The sequence below is a fragment of the Paenibacillus urinalis genome (assembly GCF_028747985.1).
Classification (GTDB): Bacteria; Bacillota; Bacilli; order Paenibacillales; family Paenibacillaceae; genus Paenibacillus; species Paenibacillus urinalis.
This window is the reverse complement of sequence record NZ_CP118108.1, coordinates 3,686,728-3,702,464: the sequence shown is the minus strand read 5'-3', so window position 1 is coordinate 3,702,464 and position 15,737 is coordinate 3,686,728. Positions and strand designations below refer to the sequence as shown.

Here is a 15,737-nt window from a genome sequence, read left to right as displayed (position 1 = left end):
ACCCGGATTTTCACCTGAATTTACGCTTCTCGTAAGTGTTGGTCAAACTGGTGCAACTGGAGCTACAGGTTCGACAGGTGCAACTGGGGTAGGCCTAGGTGGAGTAATTACGTATGATCCCTTTGTGGCCCCAGGTTATCCCGCAGGACAGGTGGTTACGTACCTCGGCAGTACGTATATCACGAAAGTGGCAGCACCAACCGGCACGCCAGACACGTCACCGGACTACACGCTGCTAGCAGGAGCCGGGGTAACGGGCAGTCCAGGTGCGACAGGAGCAGGCGTTACGGGAGCGACGGGAACAACAGGGGTCACAGGAGCCACGGGAGCCACAGGAGCAGGGCTAAGTGGAGTAGTGGCATTTGATCCACTGGCAGCACCTGGATATCCCGCAGGTCAGGTGGTTACGTACCTCGGCAGTACGTATATCACGAATGTGGCGGCACCAACCGGCACACCAGGTATATCAGCGAACTACACGCTGCTTGCAGGAGCCGGTGTAACGGGCAGTACAGGTGCGACTGGAGCAGGCGTTACGGGAGCGACGGGAATCACAGGAGTCACGGGAGCCACAGGAATAGGGCTAAGTGGAGTAGTGGCATTTGATCCACTGGCAGCACCTGGATATCCCGCAGGTCAGGTGGTTACGTACCTCGGCAGTACGTATATCTCAAATGTGGCAGCACCATCTGGCACACCAGGTACATCACCGGATTACACGCTGCTAGCAGGAGCCGGGGTAACGGGCAGTCCAGGTGCGACTGGAGCAGGCGTTACGGGAGCGACGGGAATCACAGGAGTCACGGGAGCCACAGGAGCCACAGGAGCAGGGCTAAGTGGAGTTGTAGCATTCGATCCACTGGCGGCACCCGGATATCCCGCAGGTCAGGTGGTTACGTACCTCGGCAGTACGTATATCACGAACGTGGCGGCACCAACCGGCATACCGGGTACATCACCGGATTACACGCTGCTAGCAGGAGCCGGGGTAACTGGAAGTACCGGTGCGACCGGAGCAGGCATTACGGGAGCAACGGGAACAACAGGAACTACAGGAGCCACAGGAGCAGGGCTAAGTGGAGTTGTAGCATTCGATCCACTGGCGGCACCCGGATATCCCGCAGGTCAGGTGGTTACGTACCTCGGCAGTACTTATATCACGAACGTGGCGGCACCAACCGGCACACCGGGTACATCACCGGATTACACGCTGCTAGCAGGAGCCGGGGTAACTGGAAGTACCGGTGCGACCGGAGCAGGCATTACGGGAGCAACGGGAACAACAGGAACTACAGGAGCCACAGGAGCAGGGCTAAGTGGAGTTGTAGCATTCGATCCACTGGCGGCACCCGGATATCCCGCAGGTCAGGTGGTTACGTACCTCGGCAGTACTTATATCACGAACGTGGCGGCACCAACCGGCACACCAGATACGTCACCGGATTACACGCTGTTAGCAGGAGCCGGGGTAACTGGAAGTACTGGTGCGACCGGAGCAGGCATTACGGGAGCGACGGGAATCACAGGTCAGACAGGAGAGACTGGACCGACAGGTGCTACAGGAACAGCGGGAGCTACAGGAAGTACCGGAGTCACGGGAGTTACAGGTCTCACAGGAGAGACTGGACCGACGGGTGCCACAGGCACAGCGGGTGCCACTGGAAGTACCGGAGTTACAGGATCTACCGGACAGACAGGAGAGATTGGAACGACAGGTGCCACAGGAACAGCGGGAGTCACAGGAAGTACCGGAGTTACAGGATCTACCGGACAGATACGTCACCGGATTACACGCTGTTAGCAGGAGCCGGGGTAACTGGAAGTACTGGTGCGACCGGAGCAGGCATTACGGGAGCGACGGGAATCACAGGTCAGACAGGAGAGACTGGACCGACAGGTGCTACAGGAACAGCGGGAGCTACAGGAAGTACCGGAGTCACGGGAGTTACAGGTCTCACAGGAGAGACTGGACCGACGGGTGCCACAGGCACAGCGGGTGCCACTGGAAGTACCGGAGTTACAGGATCTACCGGACAGACAGGAGAGATTGGAACGACAGGTGCCACAGGAACAGCGGGAGTCACAGGAAGTACCGGAGTTACAGGATCTACCGGACAGACAGGAGAGATTGGACCGACTGGTGCCACAGGAACAGCGGGAGTTACTGGAAGTACCGGAGCTACAGGATCTACCGGACAGACAGGAGAGACTGGACCGACGGGTGCCACAGGAACAGCGGGAGTCACAGGAAGTACTGGAGTTACAGGATCTACCGGACAGACAGGAGAGACTGGACCGACGGGTGCCACAGGAACAGCGGGAGTCACAGGAAGTACTGGAGTTACAGGATCTACCGGACAGACAGGAGAGACTGGACCGACTGGTGCTACAGGCACAGCGGGAGCTACAGGAAGTACCGGAGTTACAGGATCTACCGGACAGACAGGATCGACTGGACCGACAGGTGCCACAGGCACAGCGGGAGCTACAGGAAGTACCGGAGTTACAGGATCTACCGGACAGACAGGAGAGACTGGACCGACAGGTGCCACAGGCACAGCGGGAGCCACTGGAAGTACCGGAGTTACAGGAGTCACAGGTCTGACGGGATCGACTGGACCGACAGGTGCTACAGGAACAGCGGGAGTCACAGGATCTACAGGATCTACCGGATCTACAGGATCTACCGGAGCCACAGGAAGTACTGGAGATACAGGAGTCACAGGAAGTACTGGAGCTACAGGAGTCACAGGACTGACGGGATCGACCGGAGGGACAGGAGCCACTGGTTTAACGGGTACAACTGGAGCAACAGGTCTGACGGGAGCTACCGGAATTACCGGGGCCACAGGGACAATTGTAGGTACAGATGGATTCTCAGCATTTCTTCCTGCGCTGTCGACTGCAGCTAGTACTCAATTGGCAGGATGGACGGTTACAACGCCTTATTATGATAGTGCGACATTTGATGAGGTTACAGGAAACTTTACGGTTCCGACAACAGGTCGTTATACGATTAATGCGACGATCAATTATTCTACTACCGCAGCGCTCTCTATATCCTTAGGAGCAGGAGTTAATCCCGCATTTGTAGTACAAAGAACCTCTCCAACAACGACACCATTGATTAGTGGCTTGTTCCCTGTTCTCAACGTTAACGTCGCTTTGCTTCTTACTTTAAGAGCTATTCTTGGAAATGGAACCGTCACACTTACAGGAGATGTCCAGCTTACAGCAGGGGACGTTATAGGACTCTTCTACGCAGCCAATGGGTTAGCTGTTGCTTTGGATCTTGGTGGAGCAGGTACTCCAGGAATTGTCTGGTCCATTCATCGTATTTCGTAACTAAATTAGAGGTTAGATCCGATTGAAAAAGAGCTGGCCGATTGGCCAGCTCTTCTTACTGTTTAATCTATGAATACGATAGCTTAGTCCTATTTTTTGAGAATAATTTCTTTGGCAGAGTTCAGCTCAGGCAGCTGAGTGAGCTTCCCAAGGACTTCTTTAGGAACTTCCTTGTCGACAGTCAGGATCATGATGGCTGCTCCACCCACAATTTTCCGTCCTACCTGCATGGATGCGATGTTAACATCGTTCTCACCAAGCAGAGTACCAACCCGGCCGATAATACCCGGTTTATCATTATGCGAGATGAAGATCTGATGCTCTTCCGGTGCGAAGTCGACAGGGAAATGATCAAGTCTTACGATCCGCTCGCCATATCCCGCAAGTAAGGTTCCAGCGATACGACGTTCTTGTTCTTTCTGATTTTTGAGCGTAACGGTAATCAGGTTTGTAAATCCTTTCGTACGAGGTGCTTGAGATACAACTACATTAATCTCCCGAGTCTTGGCAAGATGCAGGGAATTAACAATATTCGCTTCACTTCCAAGATGGCGTTCAAGAATCCCCTTCAAAATGTAACGCGTCAGCTGCTGAGTGTCCACCTCTGACAATTCTCCTGCATAATCAACATGGATCTCTTGAACAGCTTCATTAGAGATTTGAGCAGCAAAACTACCCAGAGTTTCACCCAGTTTGAAATAAGGCTGGATTACATTCATGACACTTGCTGCAACAGGAGGCATATTAACCGCGTTCTTGAACGGTTCGTTACGCAAAATGTGGAGCACCTGCTCCGATACATCGATTGCTACATTTTCCTGCGCCTCAACAGTGGATGCCCCTAGATGCGGAGTTACAATAATCTTGGGATGAGTCAAGAAAGGATGATCCGCTTGAGGAGGCTCGCTTTCAAATACGTCAAAAGCAGCTCCTGCCACGATCCCTTCGTCAACCGCCTCAACGAGTGCCATTTCATCTATAATCCCGCCGCGAGCACAGTTAATAATACGCATGCCTCTTTTCATAACCTCGAATTGAGGACGGGCAATCATATGCTTGGTTTCAGGTGTCAGTGGTGTATGCACCGTCATGAAGTCGGCCTGACGCACAATTTCATCCACAGTAGCAAGCGTGATTCCCATCTTCTCAGCACGCTCTTGTGTAAGGAATGGGTCATAGCCCAGGATGTTCATACCAAACGCTTTTGCTCTCTTCGCGACTTCGCTTCCGATTCGGCCCATGCCGAGTACGCCAAGCGTCTTGTTTCTTAGCTCAACGCCAAGGAAGGTCTTGCGGTCCCAGGTCCCGTTAATGGTCTTGGCATAAGCTTGGGGAATATGTCTGGCCAGAGCCATCATCATTGCGAAGGTATGCTCACAAGTGGTAATTGTATTGCCGTCAGGTGCATTAATAACGATAATTCCTCTTTCCGTAGCAGCTTCCAAATCAATATTATCGACCCCTACACCTGCACGCCCAACAACCTTCAGGCGAACTCCTGCCTGCATAATCTTACGTGTTACTCTTGTCTGACTGCGGACAAGAAGGGCATCATAGTCACCGATAATTTGTACAAGCTCCTCTTCGCTAAGTCCCGTTTTCTTGTCAACCGTCACATCTTCAGCATCCACCAGCTGCTGAATTCCCAGATCACTGATCGGATCAGATACCAATACTTTTAACATGAATCTCTTCCTCCTTGATCGTTGTAACTAATATAGATTAAGAAGCGGCGCTCTAATATAACATTTGAGCAGGGCCATTTCATAAACTCGGTAAAATAGTAATGCGTCGCAGTAATAGAGTGTGATGCTGTAAGGATGTACACTTCGTGGGAATATTCTGGATACACAAAAAAACTCCCAATCCTCATACTATCTCCGTAGTAAGGGACGAGAGTTGTCGTGGTACCACCCTAATTCGCGATTGCTCTCACAAGCAAAAGCCTCATTGGTCATTCATATATGACCGAATTCTTAACGGGAATCATTCGATTGCATCTACTTAACGTTCAATGCAATAACTCAGGAGTGCTAAAGGTTCTCCGATTAATTACCGATTTCCACCTGCCATCGGCTCTCTGTTATATTACCCGGGCCTTCTCTCCGTCTTCGTATTTCGCATTCATATTGAATTTTTTCATAATGTATCATGGGTTACATCACCATGTCAATAGTTGATGCACTAATCAAGTTGAACGTCGTTATACGTCGATTTGCCTCTGGCTTTGGCAGCTCTTCCGATGTGTTTCTTGAATCTCTCATCTATTTTGGCTATCATTTAATTAGACCACAATTGTTCATTATACAATTTCTAGAATAGGAGTAAGAAGAGGCGATAATGAAGAAACAACAGCGAAGGAAATTTAAGTTGCAAAGGATAGAGCCTCATCAACTGACAGATCGCCTTTTGCTTATCAACTTGTATTTGACACAGGGACTTACCCTAATCATCGGACTGGTATGGATTTTTTTTCAGAAGCGTAATCCGCTTGATATCCTTGCATTACCGGACGGGTGGACCTTCGTCATATACGGCCTAGGGCTCGCTGCGGTTATGCTTATCATTGACTTTCTCTTATCATCCTTCATGCCCGAGGACAGCATGGATGATGGTGGAATTAATAACATGCTGTTTCAGAACAGGCCGATTTGGCATATTGTATGTATAGCTGCTATTGTCTCTGTCTGTGAGGAATTATTGTTCAGAGGAGCAATACAGCATGCCTTTGGTCCATATTGGACAAGCATTATTTTTGCATTGATTCACTTCAGATACCTTAATCACTGGCTTCCAACCGGTTGGGTATTCTTGTCAAGTTATGGTTTGGGATACATCTATGAGCAATCCGGAACACTATGGGCCCCAATATTGTGCCATTTCTTAATTGATTTGATATCCGGACTCGCCATTCGTTTTCGGAGGGGAAAATGACTAATCAACTTAGCAGGGCGGAAACTTACGGCCATCGTAAAAAGAGAGAAACCAAGCAGCGAAGCAAGAAGGATCATCACCAGCCTAATAAACAGGCTCGCAGTGATAACAAGGCGCAGAGCAGAAAGCACAACTCATCAAAGAAGGCAGCTTCTGCTCCTGCTACATTATCAAGAGTGCAGAAGAAACAGCAGCCAAATACAAAAAAATCATCGCAACAAATACAGGAAGCAGAAACTCTCCCTACAAGATCGGACTTATTTCCTTCGCAGCGAGTACGTCTAAGCAAGTGGTTTGTAAATTCACTCATTATCATATTTATACTGCTTACTGGAGCTCTTGTATATTGGGGGATCATTGGCGCACCGCCGCTTCGTACATTGTTATGACTTATAAGTTCTAATCAATTTGAAGAACTTCCTGTATTTATTACGCATGAGTTTGTCGCCATAAGCGAACAATAGATGTGCATTAATCATACAAGGAGGTTTTTATCAAAATGAGAACATCTTCTTTTCTGCTCGGTATTACACTGGGTGCTGTCGCAAGCTCGCTGCTCGCTAGAAATGTACACATGCCTACATCTAAGGATGCCCGCAGAATGCTGAACAACACGAAGGAAAAGATGATGGACATGACCTTTCCTGGTATGGAAAGCATGCTGAGCAAAGCAGGAATTGACTCACATGTCATTGATGCAAAAAGCACTGTTGTAAAGAAGCAGGTTTCACCGAAAGAAAGAGAAGAGAACATGAACTTGATCAAATCCTTTATTCGATCAAACCCTGATGTTAAGAAAGAAGTCGAGCAAGTGCTTAAAGAATCACATACCGTGATTCCAGGCGTGTAAAAAAGCAAGGGATTTGACATGGAATCATTACAGATCCTTTTTTCAAAAGGGCTGCTAATGATTCTTTTTTTATCATTTTTATTGCGTGCAATTGTGGGTATAAAATGATAACATACTTACATAATCCATTTTCAGCACACAACACGAATTAGCAACATATTTTATTTATAACACATGCAGATACAAGGGGAGGATCCTGTATGAAAATAGAACGCTTAAGCCACGATAAGATACGGATTTTCCTTACTTTTGACGATTTAAGCGAGCGAGGCATCCAAAAGGAAGATATGTGGCAAGAGGAGCCTAAAGTTCACGAACTGTTTACAGAAATGATGGATCAAGCATATACAGAACTTGGATTTGATGCTACAGGCCCACTAGCTGTTGAGGTTTTTGCTTTGCCTGCTCAAGGAATGGTCGTTATTGTGACCAGAGGGAAATATGATCGCGAACGTTATGGCGCAGGGCATGAAGATGACATCGCGGATGAAATTTACGAAATGGAAGTGACACTGGAGCAGAGTGATTCCGTTATGTACACTTTCAAGGATTTTGAAGTTCTAATTGAAGCAGCTCATATGCTTCGCAATAAAGTGACTGGAGCCGGTCGATTGTATCATTATCAGGACAAATGGTTCCTGCACCTTGAACCGGATGAAGTTGACTCAGAGCAGCACGGTGCGTTAATTGCTCTGCTTGCTGAATTTGGAGAAGGCAGCTCCGTAACGACGGCAGTCCTTCAGGAATATGGGAAGCTGGTAATGGCGGAGAATGCGATCGCCACAATTTGCGAGCATTTTAAACGTAATGACGCATAATAAATAAATGTTAAGGAAAACAATTTGGAGGGATGAACGGTGCTTCTGTTTTCGGTCTTAACCGCAGCAATTGCTCCGGGACTCGCCTTGCTGACCTATTTCTATCTCAAAGACCGTTACGATGCAGAGCCGCATCATATCGTTATTCGGATGTTTTTTTTCGGTATGCTGACCGTATTCCCAATTATGATTATCCAGCGGGGTCTTGAACTATGGCTTGGTCATAATCCATACCTTCATGCTGGGCTCATCTCAGCTGGTGTGGAAGAAGTGATTAAATGGCTCGTTATGTTTCATTTTATTTTTCACCACACAGAGTTTGACGAACCATATGATGGCATCCTTTATGCAGTAGCCATATCACTTGGATTTGCTACAGTAGAGAATGTATTGTATTCATGGGCTGGAAATGCCTCATTTGGACTTATGCTGTTTCGTGCTCTATTACCGGTCTCGGGACATGCGATGTTCGGTGTTATTATGGGGTACTACACAGGCAGAGCCAAATTCTCTGACTCCCAGAAACTTAGGAACAAATTCCTCGCCATGTCCCTCACCTTGCCAATATTCTGGCATGCGATATATGACATTGTGTTGAATAAGGGCGGAGGCTGGTATTGGTCTATTGTTCCCATTATGGTCATTCTCTGGTATGGTGGGATGGGCAAGGTATACCGGGCAAACAATCGCTCTCCGTTTCGATTCGTTAAGCGAGAAGAAGAGGTTAATCTGTAATTTATATGGACACACTTGTTGTATTCAAGCAGTTTTATAGCTGCTTACAACGAGTGTGTTTTTTTGTTGTCTACATGAATTCAAATGTGCTGAGGAAGGCGGCTTATTGATGAGAGTAAAGGTGAGAATCCGCTGCAAGCAGTGTGGCGAAAGATTTGTGCTTCGGGGGAAGAAGGAACGTGGAAAGATCGAAACCGGCTTCAAGCAATGCATTTGTGATAATCGAGATCGGTTTGAGATTGAAGAAGACGTAATTTGAATTTTAAGCACGATGATGCATAAGCTTCCTTTCTTCTTGTCACAATAAGGTCATCTTACCTGAAGGAAGGAGTAACGATTAAGATGTACAGACGAATAAGCTCGGTTCTGTTTCCTATTATGACAGTGCTGCTCATAGGTGCTATCATCTGGGGATATCAGCTAAACCAGCAAAAGAACAGCGTCATGGTTCAATCCGAGAATCATTATCAAAGAGCGTTTCACGACTTATCCTATAATATGGACCGGATTCACTCCGAGCTGGGAAATACACTTGCGGTCAGCTCTGCATCTGAGGGGATGCATCGTAAGGGACTCATGAATGTTTGGAGACTGAGTAGTGAGGCACAGAACGAAATCGCGCAGCTTCCAATCAGAACACTTCCATTTACGGAAACAGAGGAGCTTCTATCTCGCATTTCCAAGTTTGCTTACCAAGCATCAATTCGTGATTTAACCAAAAATCCGCTGACGGATGAAGAGAAAAAGAACTTGCAAACCTTGTACAAAAATACGGAAGAGATTAACAAAGATCTGGATAATGTACAAATGAGCGTACTCAATGATCACTTGAAGTGGTCGGATGCTGAAATGGCGATGACGAGTGATAAAGAAGTGAAAAATGGAATTGTGGATGGATTCCGCTCGGTCAATAAAAAAGTCGGGGAATATCCACCGCTTGAATGGGGGCCTTCGGTATCGAGCTTGTATGAACAGCGCCAGGTCCGCAAATTGAACGGTGTACCGGTGACCACTGCCGATGTTAAACGCAAAGCACAAAAATTCGCTGATCTGAATCAGGAAGAGATTCAAGTGACCGAGAACGGGAAGGGTACAGATCACAGATCTTATACTGCTTCTGCCGTTCAATCGAATGGACATAAAGTAAGTATGGATTTTACAGCTGACGGTGGTTTGCTCATTTCTTACAATGATGAGAGAGAAGTGGGTCCGAAGAAGGTCGACCGAGAGACGGCAATGAATAAGGCAGATCAATTTCTGGAGAAGAAGGGCTATCGCGAGATGGAGGCGGTTGCTTACAACGAATACGATAATCTTGGGAACTTCACTTATGTTCGTCAGCATGAGGATGTACTGGTATATCCCGAAAAAATTACGGTGCGTGTCGCTCTCGACAATGGCGAAGTTATTGGTCTACAGGCAACAGAGTTTCTGAATGAACACCAAGAGGATCGGGAATTCCCTGCACCGAAAATGAAAATGAAGGATGCCAAGGCGAAGCTGAATCCTGACTTTAAAGTCAGTATGGTACGTAAGGCGCTCATTAAAAATGAGTTCAGCGATGAAGTGATGTGCTATCAGTTTGTGGGCAAAATCAATGGTTCGCAGTATCGGATCTACCTGAACAGCGATACAGGTATAGAAGAAGCAGTTGAGGTTGTCCCAGGACAAACCAACCGCTTATAGTGTTCTTAATATAAGCTTCTCTCTTGTAAAGAGAGGAGCTTATTTGCATATACGTATGATCTTCATCACATGGTATAATATCCCTTAGTGTTATGAATAAGTTCTAAGGTGGAGATTGGCATTGAATCCGAAAGTGAATGAAGTGTTATATGTTCAAATCCCTTCAACAGAGGACAAAGAAAAGAAGCTGGAATACAAGTCAAGAATCGCAGAGGTTGAAGAAGATTTTATTAGTATGGAAGTTCCTATGCTTGAGGGCAAATATTTGCACAGATTGAGAATAGGGGATGAACTGGCGGCTAGCTTTGTGACGGAAGGCGGAGTTAAGCATTTTTTTAATACATATGTAACCGGATTTAAAGAGGATGTTATTCGACTCATCAAGATACGCAGACCTTCAAAAGATGAAATATCTCAAATTCAGCGCCGTAATTATTTACGCGTTCAGGCGAAGCTGGAGCTCGCTGTCAAATTCAAGCATGACTTCACAAGGTTCCTGGCCCACACAGACGATGTAAGCGGGGGAGGACTTTCCTTCTTCGAACACAGCAGCTACAGCGTAGAACAAGGACAGAGTCTGTCGTGCTGGTTATTGCTTCCCTATAAGAATGGCGAGATTGAACATGTTCCCTTTGAAGCTGCAGTGGTAAGAATTCAAGAACTCGAAAGCGGACGACGTTTAGTCATGTTAGAGTTCATAAGCATCACAGATATGGAGCGCCAAAAAATAATTAAATACTGTTTCGAGCGACAACTGGATTTTCGTGGAAGATAAATGAAGCCATGGAATAAGCTCATCTCCCTTAGGGCATAATTTACCAAACTCAAAGTCGGAGGGACTGCAGATGAGCCGCGATCAAGAAGTTAGTCAGGAATATGAGAAGCTGTTCGCCGAATTCAGCAATAAAATGGAGTATGTTATTAAGAGGATAATTATCGTGCTAATCACCCTGTTGGTTATTATTCAAATACTGCTCCATATACCCGGGATCGCCCCTTTATTATCCCCTGTGTTCGACATGGAAGGAATTCCTCTTCAGCCCGCTTTACGATCAGAAATTAAGGGTAATGAAGAGTGAACGCTTTTGCATCAGCTTAGGTTGTGTGGTATAATTTTCACGTCGCAGGCAATGCCTGCTTTTTTCTTGAGGCTTAAGTTTGAGGAGGAATGGCCCGTTGACAAGCCAGAAAGCAGCAGAGAACGGGAAATTGAATGTGGCTATTGACGGTCCGGCAGGTGCGGGAAAGAGTACTGTGGCCAGACGAGTGGCGAGTGAACTCTCATACATATACGTAGATACCGGAGCTATGTATCGAGCGGTTACCTACTATATGCTTCGCCATGAAATTGAACCAGAAGATGTAGATTCAGTTCTTAAGCACTTACGGGAGCTCAGCATAGAGCTTGTCCCGGATGCGAATGGGCAGAAAGTACTTCTTAACGGTGAAGATGTGTCAGGACCTATCCGATCAAGAGAAGTAACCGGGATTGTGTCTCTATATTCTCAGATTGAAGATTTGAGAACGCATCTGGTTGAACTGCAAAGAGTTATGGCACTCCGTAAAGGAGTGGTTATGGATGGCAGAGACATCGGTACTACCGTGTTGCCAGATGCAGAAGTGAAGATTTTTATGACTGCCAGCGTTAAGGAACGTGCACTTCGAAGGTTCAATGAATTGGAGAAGACCGATGATCTGACATTGGAACAGCTTGAATCAGATATTGCTGCTCGGGACAAGCTTGACCAGGAAAGGGAGATTTCTCCACTCCGTCAAGCAGATGATGCCATCGTACTAGATACGACTTCGATGAGTATTGATGAAGTTGTTGAGCATATTGTGTCACGCTGTTACGAAGTCGGGAGAGAGGTCGATTTATGATTTATTCAATCGGTCGGGGTTTGCTGAGATTCATTTATACAGTATTATTCCGTTTAGAAGCTGTAGGTAGAGAAAATATTCCCCGAGACGGTGGAGTGGTGTTATGCTGTAATCACATCAGTAATTACGATCCGCCTACACTTGGGATTAAGATTGAACGCAAGGTAAGGTTTATGGCGAAGAGCGAGCTTTTTGATGTTCCGGTGCTCGGCCCGGTTCTTAAGGCTGTTGGTGCTTTTCCTGTAAAGCGTGGAGGCGTCAGCAAGGAATCGATCAAGACGGCCCTTAACATACTGCGAGACGGACAAGTGCTCGGTATTTTTCCACAAGGAAGCCGTAACAATGATGGAGGAATTGGCAAGAAGGGAGCAGCCAGCTTTGCTTTGCGCAGTGGATCAGCAGTGGTGCCGGCCGCAATCATCGGTGAATATAAGCTGTTCCGCAAGATGAAGATTGTTTATGGTAAACCTGTGAATCTTGATGAGTTCAAAGATGATCCTTCAGGTGATGCGCTGGAAAGGGCTACAGAGAAGATTATGTCCAAGATTGACGAGATGACCAAGACGGGAGTACCTTCTCAGCCATAATAAACGTAGATGCATGATTCATTATATTTTATGGAAAGCTACGAAAGATCAGGTTTATGCAGTCATGTTTTGAACTCTGCCATGGCAGGTTTAAATAAATGGGGTTTTTGAATTGAGGAGGGTATTGATATGTCGGAAGAGATTAAAAATCAAGAAGTAACAGAAGCAGCAACCCAAGATGAGCTGGATTCATTCGTATCTTTGAAAAAAGGGGATACTGTTAAAGGAACCATTGTCAAATTGGAGGATAACCAGGCTTATGTAAGCATTGGATATAAATATGACGGTGTGATTCCAGTTCGCGAGCTTTCTTCCCTGCATGTGGATAACATTGGCGATGCTGTACAAGTAGGCCAAGAGGTAGAATGCAAGGTTGTAAGCATTGATGATGAGAAAGAAAGACTTGTTCTGTCCAAACGTGCAATCGACAGCGAAAATGCATGGGAACAGCTTGAGAAACACTTTGAATCTGGTGAAGTATTCGAAGTTACCGTTTCTGATGTTGTTAAAGGCGGCGTGGTAGCAGACGTAGGCGTACGCGGATTTATCCCGGCGTCTATGGTAGAACGCCATTTCGTAGAAGATTTCAGCGACTACAAAGGACGTACACTTCGCGTTAAAGTTAAAGAGCTTGATCGTGAAGCGAACAAAGTTATCCTTTCCCAAAAAGATGTATTGGAAGCTGAATTCGAAGCGAACAAACAAAAAGTGATCGCTGAGCTGAAAGAGGGCCAAGAGATCGAAGGAACCGTACAGCGTTTGACTCAATTTGGCGCATTCGTTGATGTAGGCGGCGTTGATGGTCTGGTTCACGTATCCGAGATTGCTTGGAATCATGTGGATAAACCAGCTGATGTCCTTTCTGAAGGCGATAAAGTGAATGTTAAGGTTCTGAAAGTAGATCCTGAGAAAGGCAAGATCAGCCTCAGCATCAAAGCAGCTCAACCAGGTCCATGGGAAACGGCTTCTACACAATTTAACACGGGTGATATCGTGTCTGGTGTTGTTAAACGTCTCGTACAATTTGGTGCGTTTGTAGAAATCGCTCCAGGCGTAGAGGGTCTTGTTCATATTTCCCAGATCTCTCACAAGCATATCGGAACTCCGAATGAAGTGCTTAAAGAAGGTCAAGAAGTGCAAGTGAAAATTTTGGAATTGAGCACTGCAGAACAACGTGCTAGCTTGAGCATCAAGGAAACAGAAGAAGCTCCGGCTCCAGCTCCTCGTGCAGAGAAGTCCAAAAATGCACCTCGTGAAGAAATTGACAACCCTAACGTTTCACTGAGCAACCAAGGTCTTAGTATTACACTTGGTGAGCGTTTTGGCGACAAGCTTAGCAAATTCAAATGATTATCACTTTAACATAAGATTTATATCTGGCAGTGTATAGTGGCTAATGGAATTGGCGAACCCTCCGGGGTTCGCCGATTGTCGTTCGAAGCGTGTTTTTTGGATATCAAGGTATCAAAATGCCTGCGTTTTGTTTCGAATCTTTAGTTCTATGTATATAAATGAACTATTTTTTGCTATGATATGAGCGTAAGATGTGACAGGAGGAGTGTATTTATGGCAAGACCCGTTGTGGCTATAGTCGGGCGACCGAATGTGGGGAAGTCAACGATCTTTAACCGAATCATCGGCGACCGGCTGGCCATTGTGGAAGACAAGCCGGGTATCACCCGTGATCGGCTATATGGTGTTGCAGAATGGAACGGCAAGCCTTTCAGCGTCATCGATACCGGAGGTATTGAGATTGACGGTGAGGATATTATTATCAAATCCATCCGTATGCAGGCTGAACTCGCCATCGAAGAAGCGGATGTTATTGTATTTATGTGTGACGCGAAGACAGGTGTTACGCAATCCGATGAAGAAGTAGCACAAATGCTGTATCGCTCAGGCAAGCCAGTAATTGTAGCTGTTAACAAGGTGGACAACATCGGTAGAAGCGATCTGATCTATGAGTTCTACTCATTAGGTTTCGGGGATCCGATTGGTGTATCAGGAAGTCATGGTACCGGAATTGGCGATCTGCTGGACGCCATTACGAACAATCTGCCTGTACTTGAAGATGATGAATACGATGAGGATGTTATTCGTGTTGCTCTGATTGGACGTCCGAATGTAGGGAAATCATCGCTGGTTAATGCGATTTTGGGCGAGGAACGAGTGATTGTCAGTGACATTGCGGGTACAACCCGGGATGCCATCGATACTCCGTTTGAAAAAGATGGACAACGTTATGTATTGATTGATACGGCGGGTATGCGTAAACGCGGGAAGGTATATGAAACGACCGAGAAATACAGCGTAATGCGTGCGATGCGTGCTATTGAACGAGCGGATGTTGTTCTCATCGTGATTAATGGTGAAGAAGGCATTATTGAGCAGGACAAGCATATTGCAGGGTACGCTTATGAGGCGGGCAAAGCCTCCTTGTTTGTTGTGAACAAATGGGATGTTGTCGACAAGGATGACAAAACAATGCATGAATTTGAGAAGAAGATCCGTGATCATTTCCTATTCATGACGTATGCTCCTATCGTATTTTTGTCTGCAAAAACGAAACAGCGTTTACAAAAATTGCTTCCTGTTGTGCAGCATGTTTCTCAGCAGCATGTTATGCGTGTACAGACGCATCTGCTTAACGATGTTGTATCCGATGCAGTTGCAATTAATCCGCCACCAACGGATAAAGGAAGAAGGCTGCGGATTAATTATGTAACACAAGTAGCCGTTAAGCCTCCGACAATCGTTGTATTCGTGAATGATCCAGAATTAATGCATTTCTCATATGAGCGCTACTTGGAGAACAAGATCCGTGCTGCTTTTAATTTTGAAGGTACACCGATTAGAATATTTACTCGGCGCAAGTCTGATGAGAGTTAGGAGAGAATCAAT

Annotated in this window: 14 protein-coding genes, 1 pseudogene and 1 other annotated feature; of the genes and pseudogenes, 14 read left to right on the top strand and 1 reads right to left on the bottom strand. The window is 46.4% G+C overall.

The features are described 5' to 3' along the window. The first annotated feature begins 355 nt into the window (after window positions 1-355). Window positions 356-3,345 (top strand): annotated as a pseudogene (locus PUW25_RS17055) (beta strand repeat-containing protein). Between the two features lie 89 nt (window positions 3,346-3,434). Here PUW25_RS17055 and serA read toward each other — a convergent pair. Continuing rightward, the gene (serA, locus tag PUW25_RS17045; RefSeq protein WP_047911109.1) at window positions 3,435-5,030 is read right to left on the bottom strand and encodes a phosphoglycerate dehydrogenase; all 1,596 of its coding nucleotides are present in this window, start codon (window positions 5,028-5,030) and stop codon (window positions 3,435-3,437) included. A 200-nt stretch (window positions 5,031-5,230) separates the two neighbouring features. Further along, window positions 5,231-5,466 (bottom strand) — a binding site (T-box leader). A 219-nt stretch (window positions 5,467-5,685) separates the two neighbouring features. Here serA and PUW25_RS17040 point away from each other — a divergent pair. From PUW25_RS17040 to der, 13 genes are all read left to right on the top strand, one after another. Further along, window positions 5,686-6,279: a CPBP family intramembrane glutamic endopeptidase gene (locus tag PUW25_RS17040; RefSeq protein WP_047911110.1), complete on the top strand. Its 594-nt coding sequence runs from the start codon at window positions 5,686-5,688 to the stop codon at window positions 6,277-6,279. After that, the gene (locus PUW25_RS17035; RefSeq protein ID WP_274337317.1) at window positions 6,276-6,668 is read left to right on the top strand and encodes a hypothetical protein; all 393 of its coding nucleotides are present in this window, start codon (window positions 6,276-6,278) and stop codon (window positions 6,666-6,668) included. The genes PUW25_RS17040 and PUW25_RS17035 overlap by 4 nt, the downstream gene beginning before the upstream one ends. A gap of 110 nt (window positions 6,669-6,778) precedes the next feature. Further along, window positions 6,779-7,129 carry a hypothetical protein gene (locus PUW25_RS17030; protein ID WP_047911112.1) on the top strand — a complete coding sequence of 117 codons (351 nt, stop codon included), beginning with the start codon at window positions 6,779-6,781 and terminating at the stop codon, window positions 7,127-7,129. Window positions 7,130-7,329: 200 nt separating this feature from the next. Next, on the top strand, window positions 7,330-7,947 hold the full coding sequence (locus PUW25_RS17025) for a genetic competence negative regulator (RefSeq protein ID WP_274337316.1): 618 nt from the start codon (window positions 7,330-7,332) through the stop codon (window positions 7,945-7,947). Window positions 7,948-7,986: 39 nt separating this feature from the next. Next, the gene (prsW, locus tag PUW25_RS17020; protein ID WP_274337315.1) at window positions 7,987-8,682 is read left to right on the top strand and encodes a glutamic-type intramembrane protease PrsW; all 696 of its coding nucleotides are present in this window, start codon (window positions 7,987-7,989) and stop codon (window positions 8,680-8,682) included. A gap of 109 nt (window positions 8,683-8,791) precedes the next feature. Then, window positions 8,792-8,941 carry a hypothetical protein gene (locus tag PUW25_RS17015; protein ID WP_177178677.1) on the top strand — a complete coding sequence of 50 codons (150 nt, stop codon included), beginning with the start codon at window positions 8,792-8,794 and terminating at the stop codon, window positions 8,939-8,941. A gap of 83 nt (window positions 8,942-9,024) precedes the next feature. Next, window positions 9,025-10,368 carry a germination protein YpeB gene (gene ypeB / locus PUW25_RS17010; protein WP_047911114.1) on the top strand — a complete coding sequence of 448 codons (1,344 nt, stop codon included), beginning with the start codon at window positions 9,025-9,027 and terminating at the stop codon, window positions 10,366-10,368. A 121-nt stretch (window positions 10,369-10,489) separates the two neighbouring features. After that, window positions 10,490-11,143, top strand: coding sequence for a flagellar brake protein (locus PUW25_RS17005; RefSeq protein ID WP_274337314.1), 654 nt, complete (start codon window positions 10,490-10,492; stop codon window positions 11,141-11,143). Window positions 11,144-11,213: 70 nt separating this feature from the next. Then, window positions 11,214-11,447 carry a DUF5359 family protein gene (locus PUW25_RS17000; protein ID WP_047911116.1) on the top strand — a complete coding sequence of 78 codons (234 nt, stop codon included), beginning with the start codon at window positions 11,214-11,216 and terminating at the stop codon, window positions 11,445-11,447. A 97-nt stretch (window positions 11,448-11,544) separates the two neighbouring features. Further along, the gene (gene cmk, locus PUW25_RS16995) at window positions 11,545-12,249 is read left to right on the top strand and encodes a (d)CMP kinase (protein WP_047911117.1); all 705 of its coding nucleotides are present in this window, start codon (window positions 11,545-11,547) and stop codon (window positions 12,247-12,249) included. Further along, window positions 12,246-12,836 (top strand): lysophospholipid acyltransferase family protein, encoded by a 591-nt coding sequence (locus PUW25_RS16990; protein ID WP_047911118.1) that lies wholly within the window; start codon window positions 12,246-12,248, stop codon window positions 12,834-12,836. The genes cmk and PUW25_RS16990 overlap by 4 nt, the downstream gene beginning before the upstream one ends. 129 nt (window positions 12,837-12,965) lie before the next feature. After that, complete coding sequence (gene rpsA / locus PUW25_RS16985) at window positions 12,966-14,186, top strand: 30S ribosomal protein S1 (protein ID WP_205052737.1); 1,221 nt, start codon at window positions 12,966-12,968, stop codon at window positions 14,184-14,186. Between the two features lie 216 nt (window positions 14,187-14,402). Continuing rightward, window positions 14,403-15,725: a ribosome biogenesis GTPase Der gene (der, locus tag PUW25_RS16980; protein ID WP_047911120.1), complete on the top strand. Its 1,323-nt coding sequence runs from the start codon at window positions 14,403-14,405 to the stop codon at window positions 15,723-15,725. Window positions 15,726-15,737 lie beyond the last annotated feature (12 nt).

Bases quoted from the DNA above. Each gene is read 5' to 3' on its own strand.
- serA (WP_047911109.1), bottom strand. From the start codon at position 5,030: ATGTTAAAAGTATTGGTATCTGATCCGATCAGTGATCTGGGAATTCAG.
- PUW25_RS17040 (WP_047911110.1), top strand. From the start codon at position 5,686: ATGAAGAAACAACAGCGAAGGAAATTTAAGTTGCAAAGGATAGAGCCT.
- PUW25_RS17035 (WP_274337317.1), top strand. From the start codon at position 6,276: ATGACTAATCAACTTAGCAGGGCGGAAACTTACGGCCATCGTAAAAAG.
- PUW25_RS17030 (WP_047911112.1), top strand. From the start codon at position 6,779: ATGAGAACATCTTCTTTTCTGCTCGGTATTACACTGGGTGCTGTCGCA.
- PUW25_RS17025 (WP_274337316.1), top strand. From the start codon at position 7,330: ATGAAAATAGAACGCTTAAGCCACGATAAGATACGGATTTTCCTTACT.
- PUW25_RS17015 (WP_177178677.1), top strand. From the start codon at position 8,792: ATGAGAGTAAAGGTGAGAATCCGCTGCAAGCAGTGTGGCGAAAGATTT.
- ypeB (WP_047911114.1), top strand. From the start codon at position 9,025: ATGTACAGACGAATAAGCTCGGTTCTGTTTCCTATTATGACAGTGCTG.
- PUW25_RS17000 (WP_047911116.1), top strand. From the start codon at position 11,214: ATGAGCCGCGATCAAGAAGTTAGTCAGGAATATGAGAAGCTGTTCGCC.
- PUW25_RS16990 (WP_047911118.1), top strand. From the start codon at position 12,246: ATGATTTATTCAATCGGTCGGGGTTTGCTGAGATTCATTTATACAGTA.
- rpsA (WP_205052737.1), top strand. From the start codon at position 12,966: ATGTCGGAAGAGATTAAAAATCAAGAAGTAACAGAAGCAGCAACCCAA.
- der (WP_047911120.1), top strand. From the start codon at position 14,403: ATGGCAAGACCCGTTGTGGCTATAGTCGGGCGACCGAATGTGGGGAAG.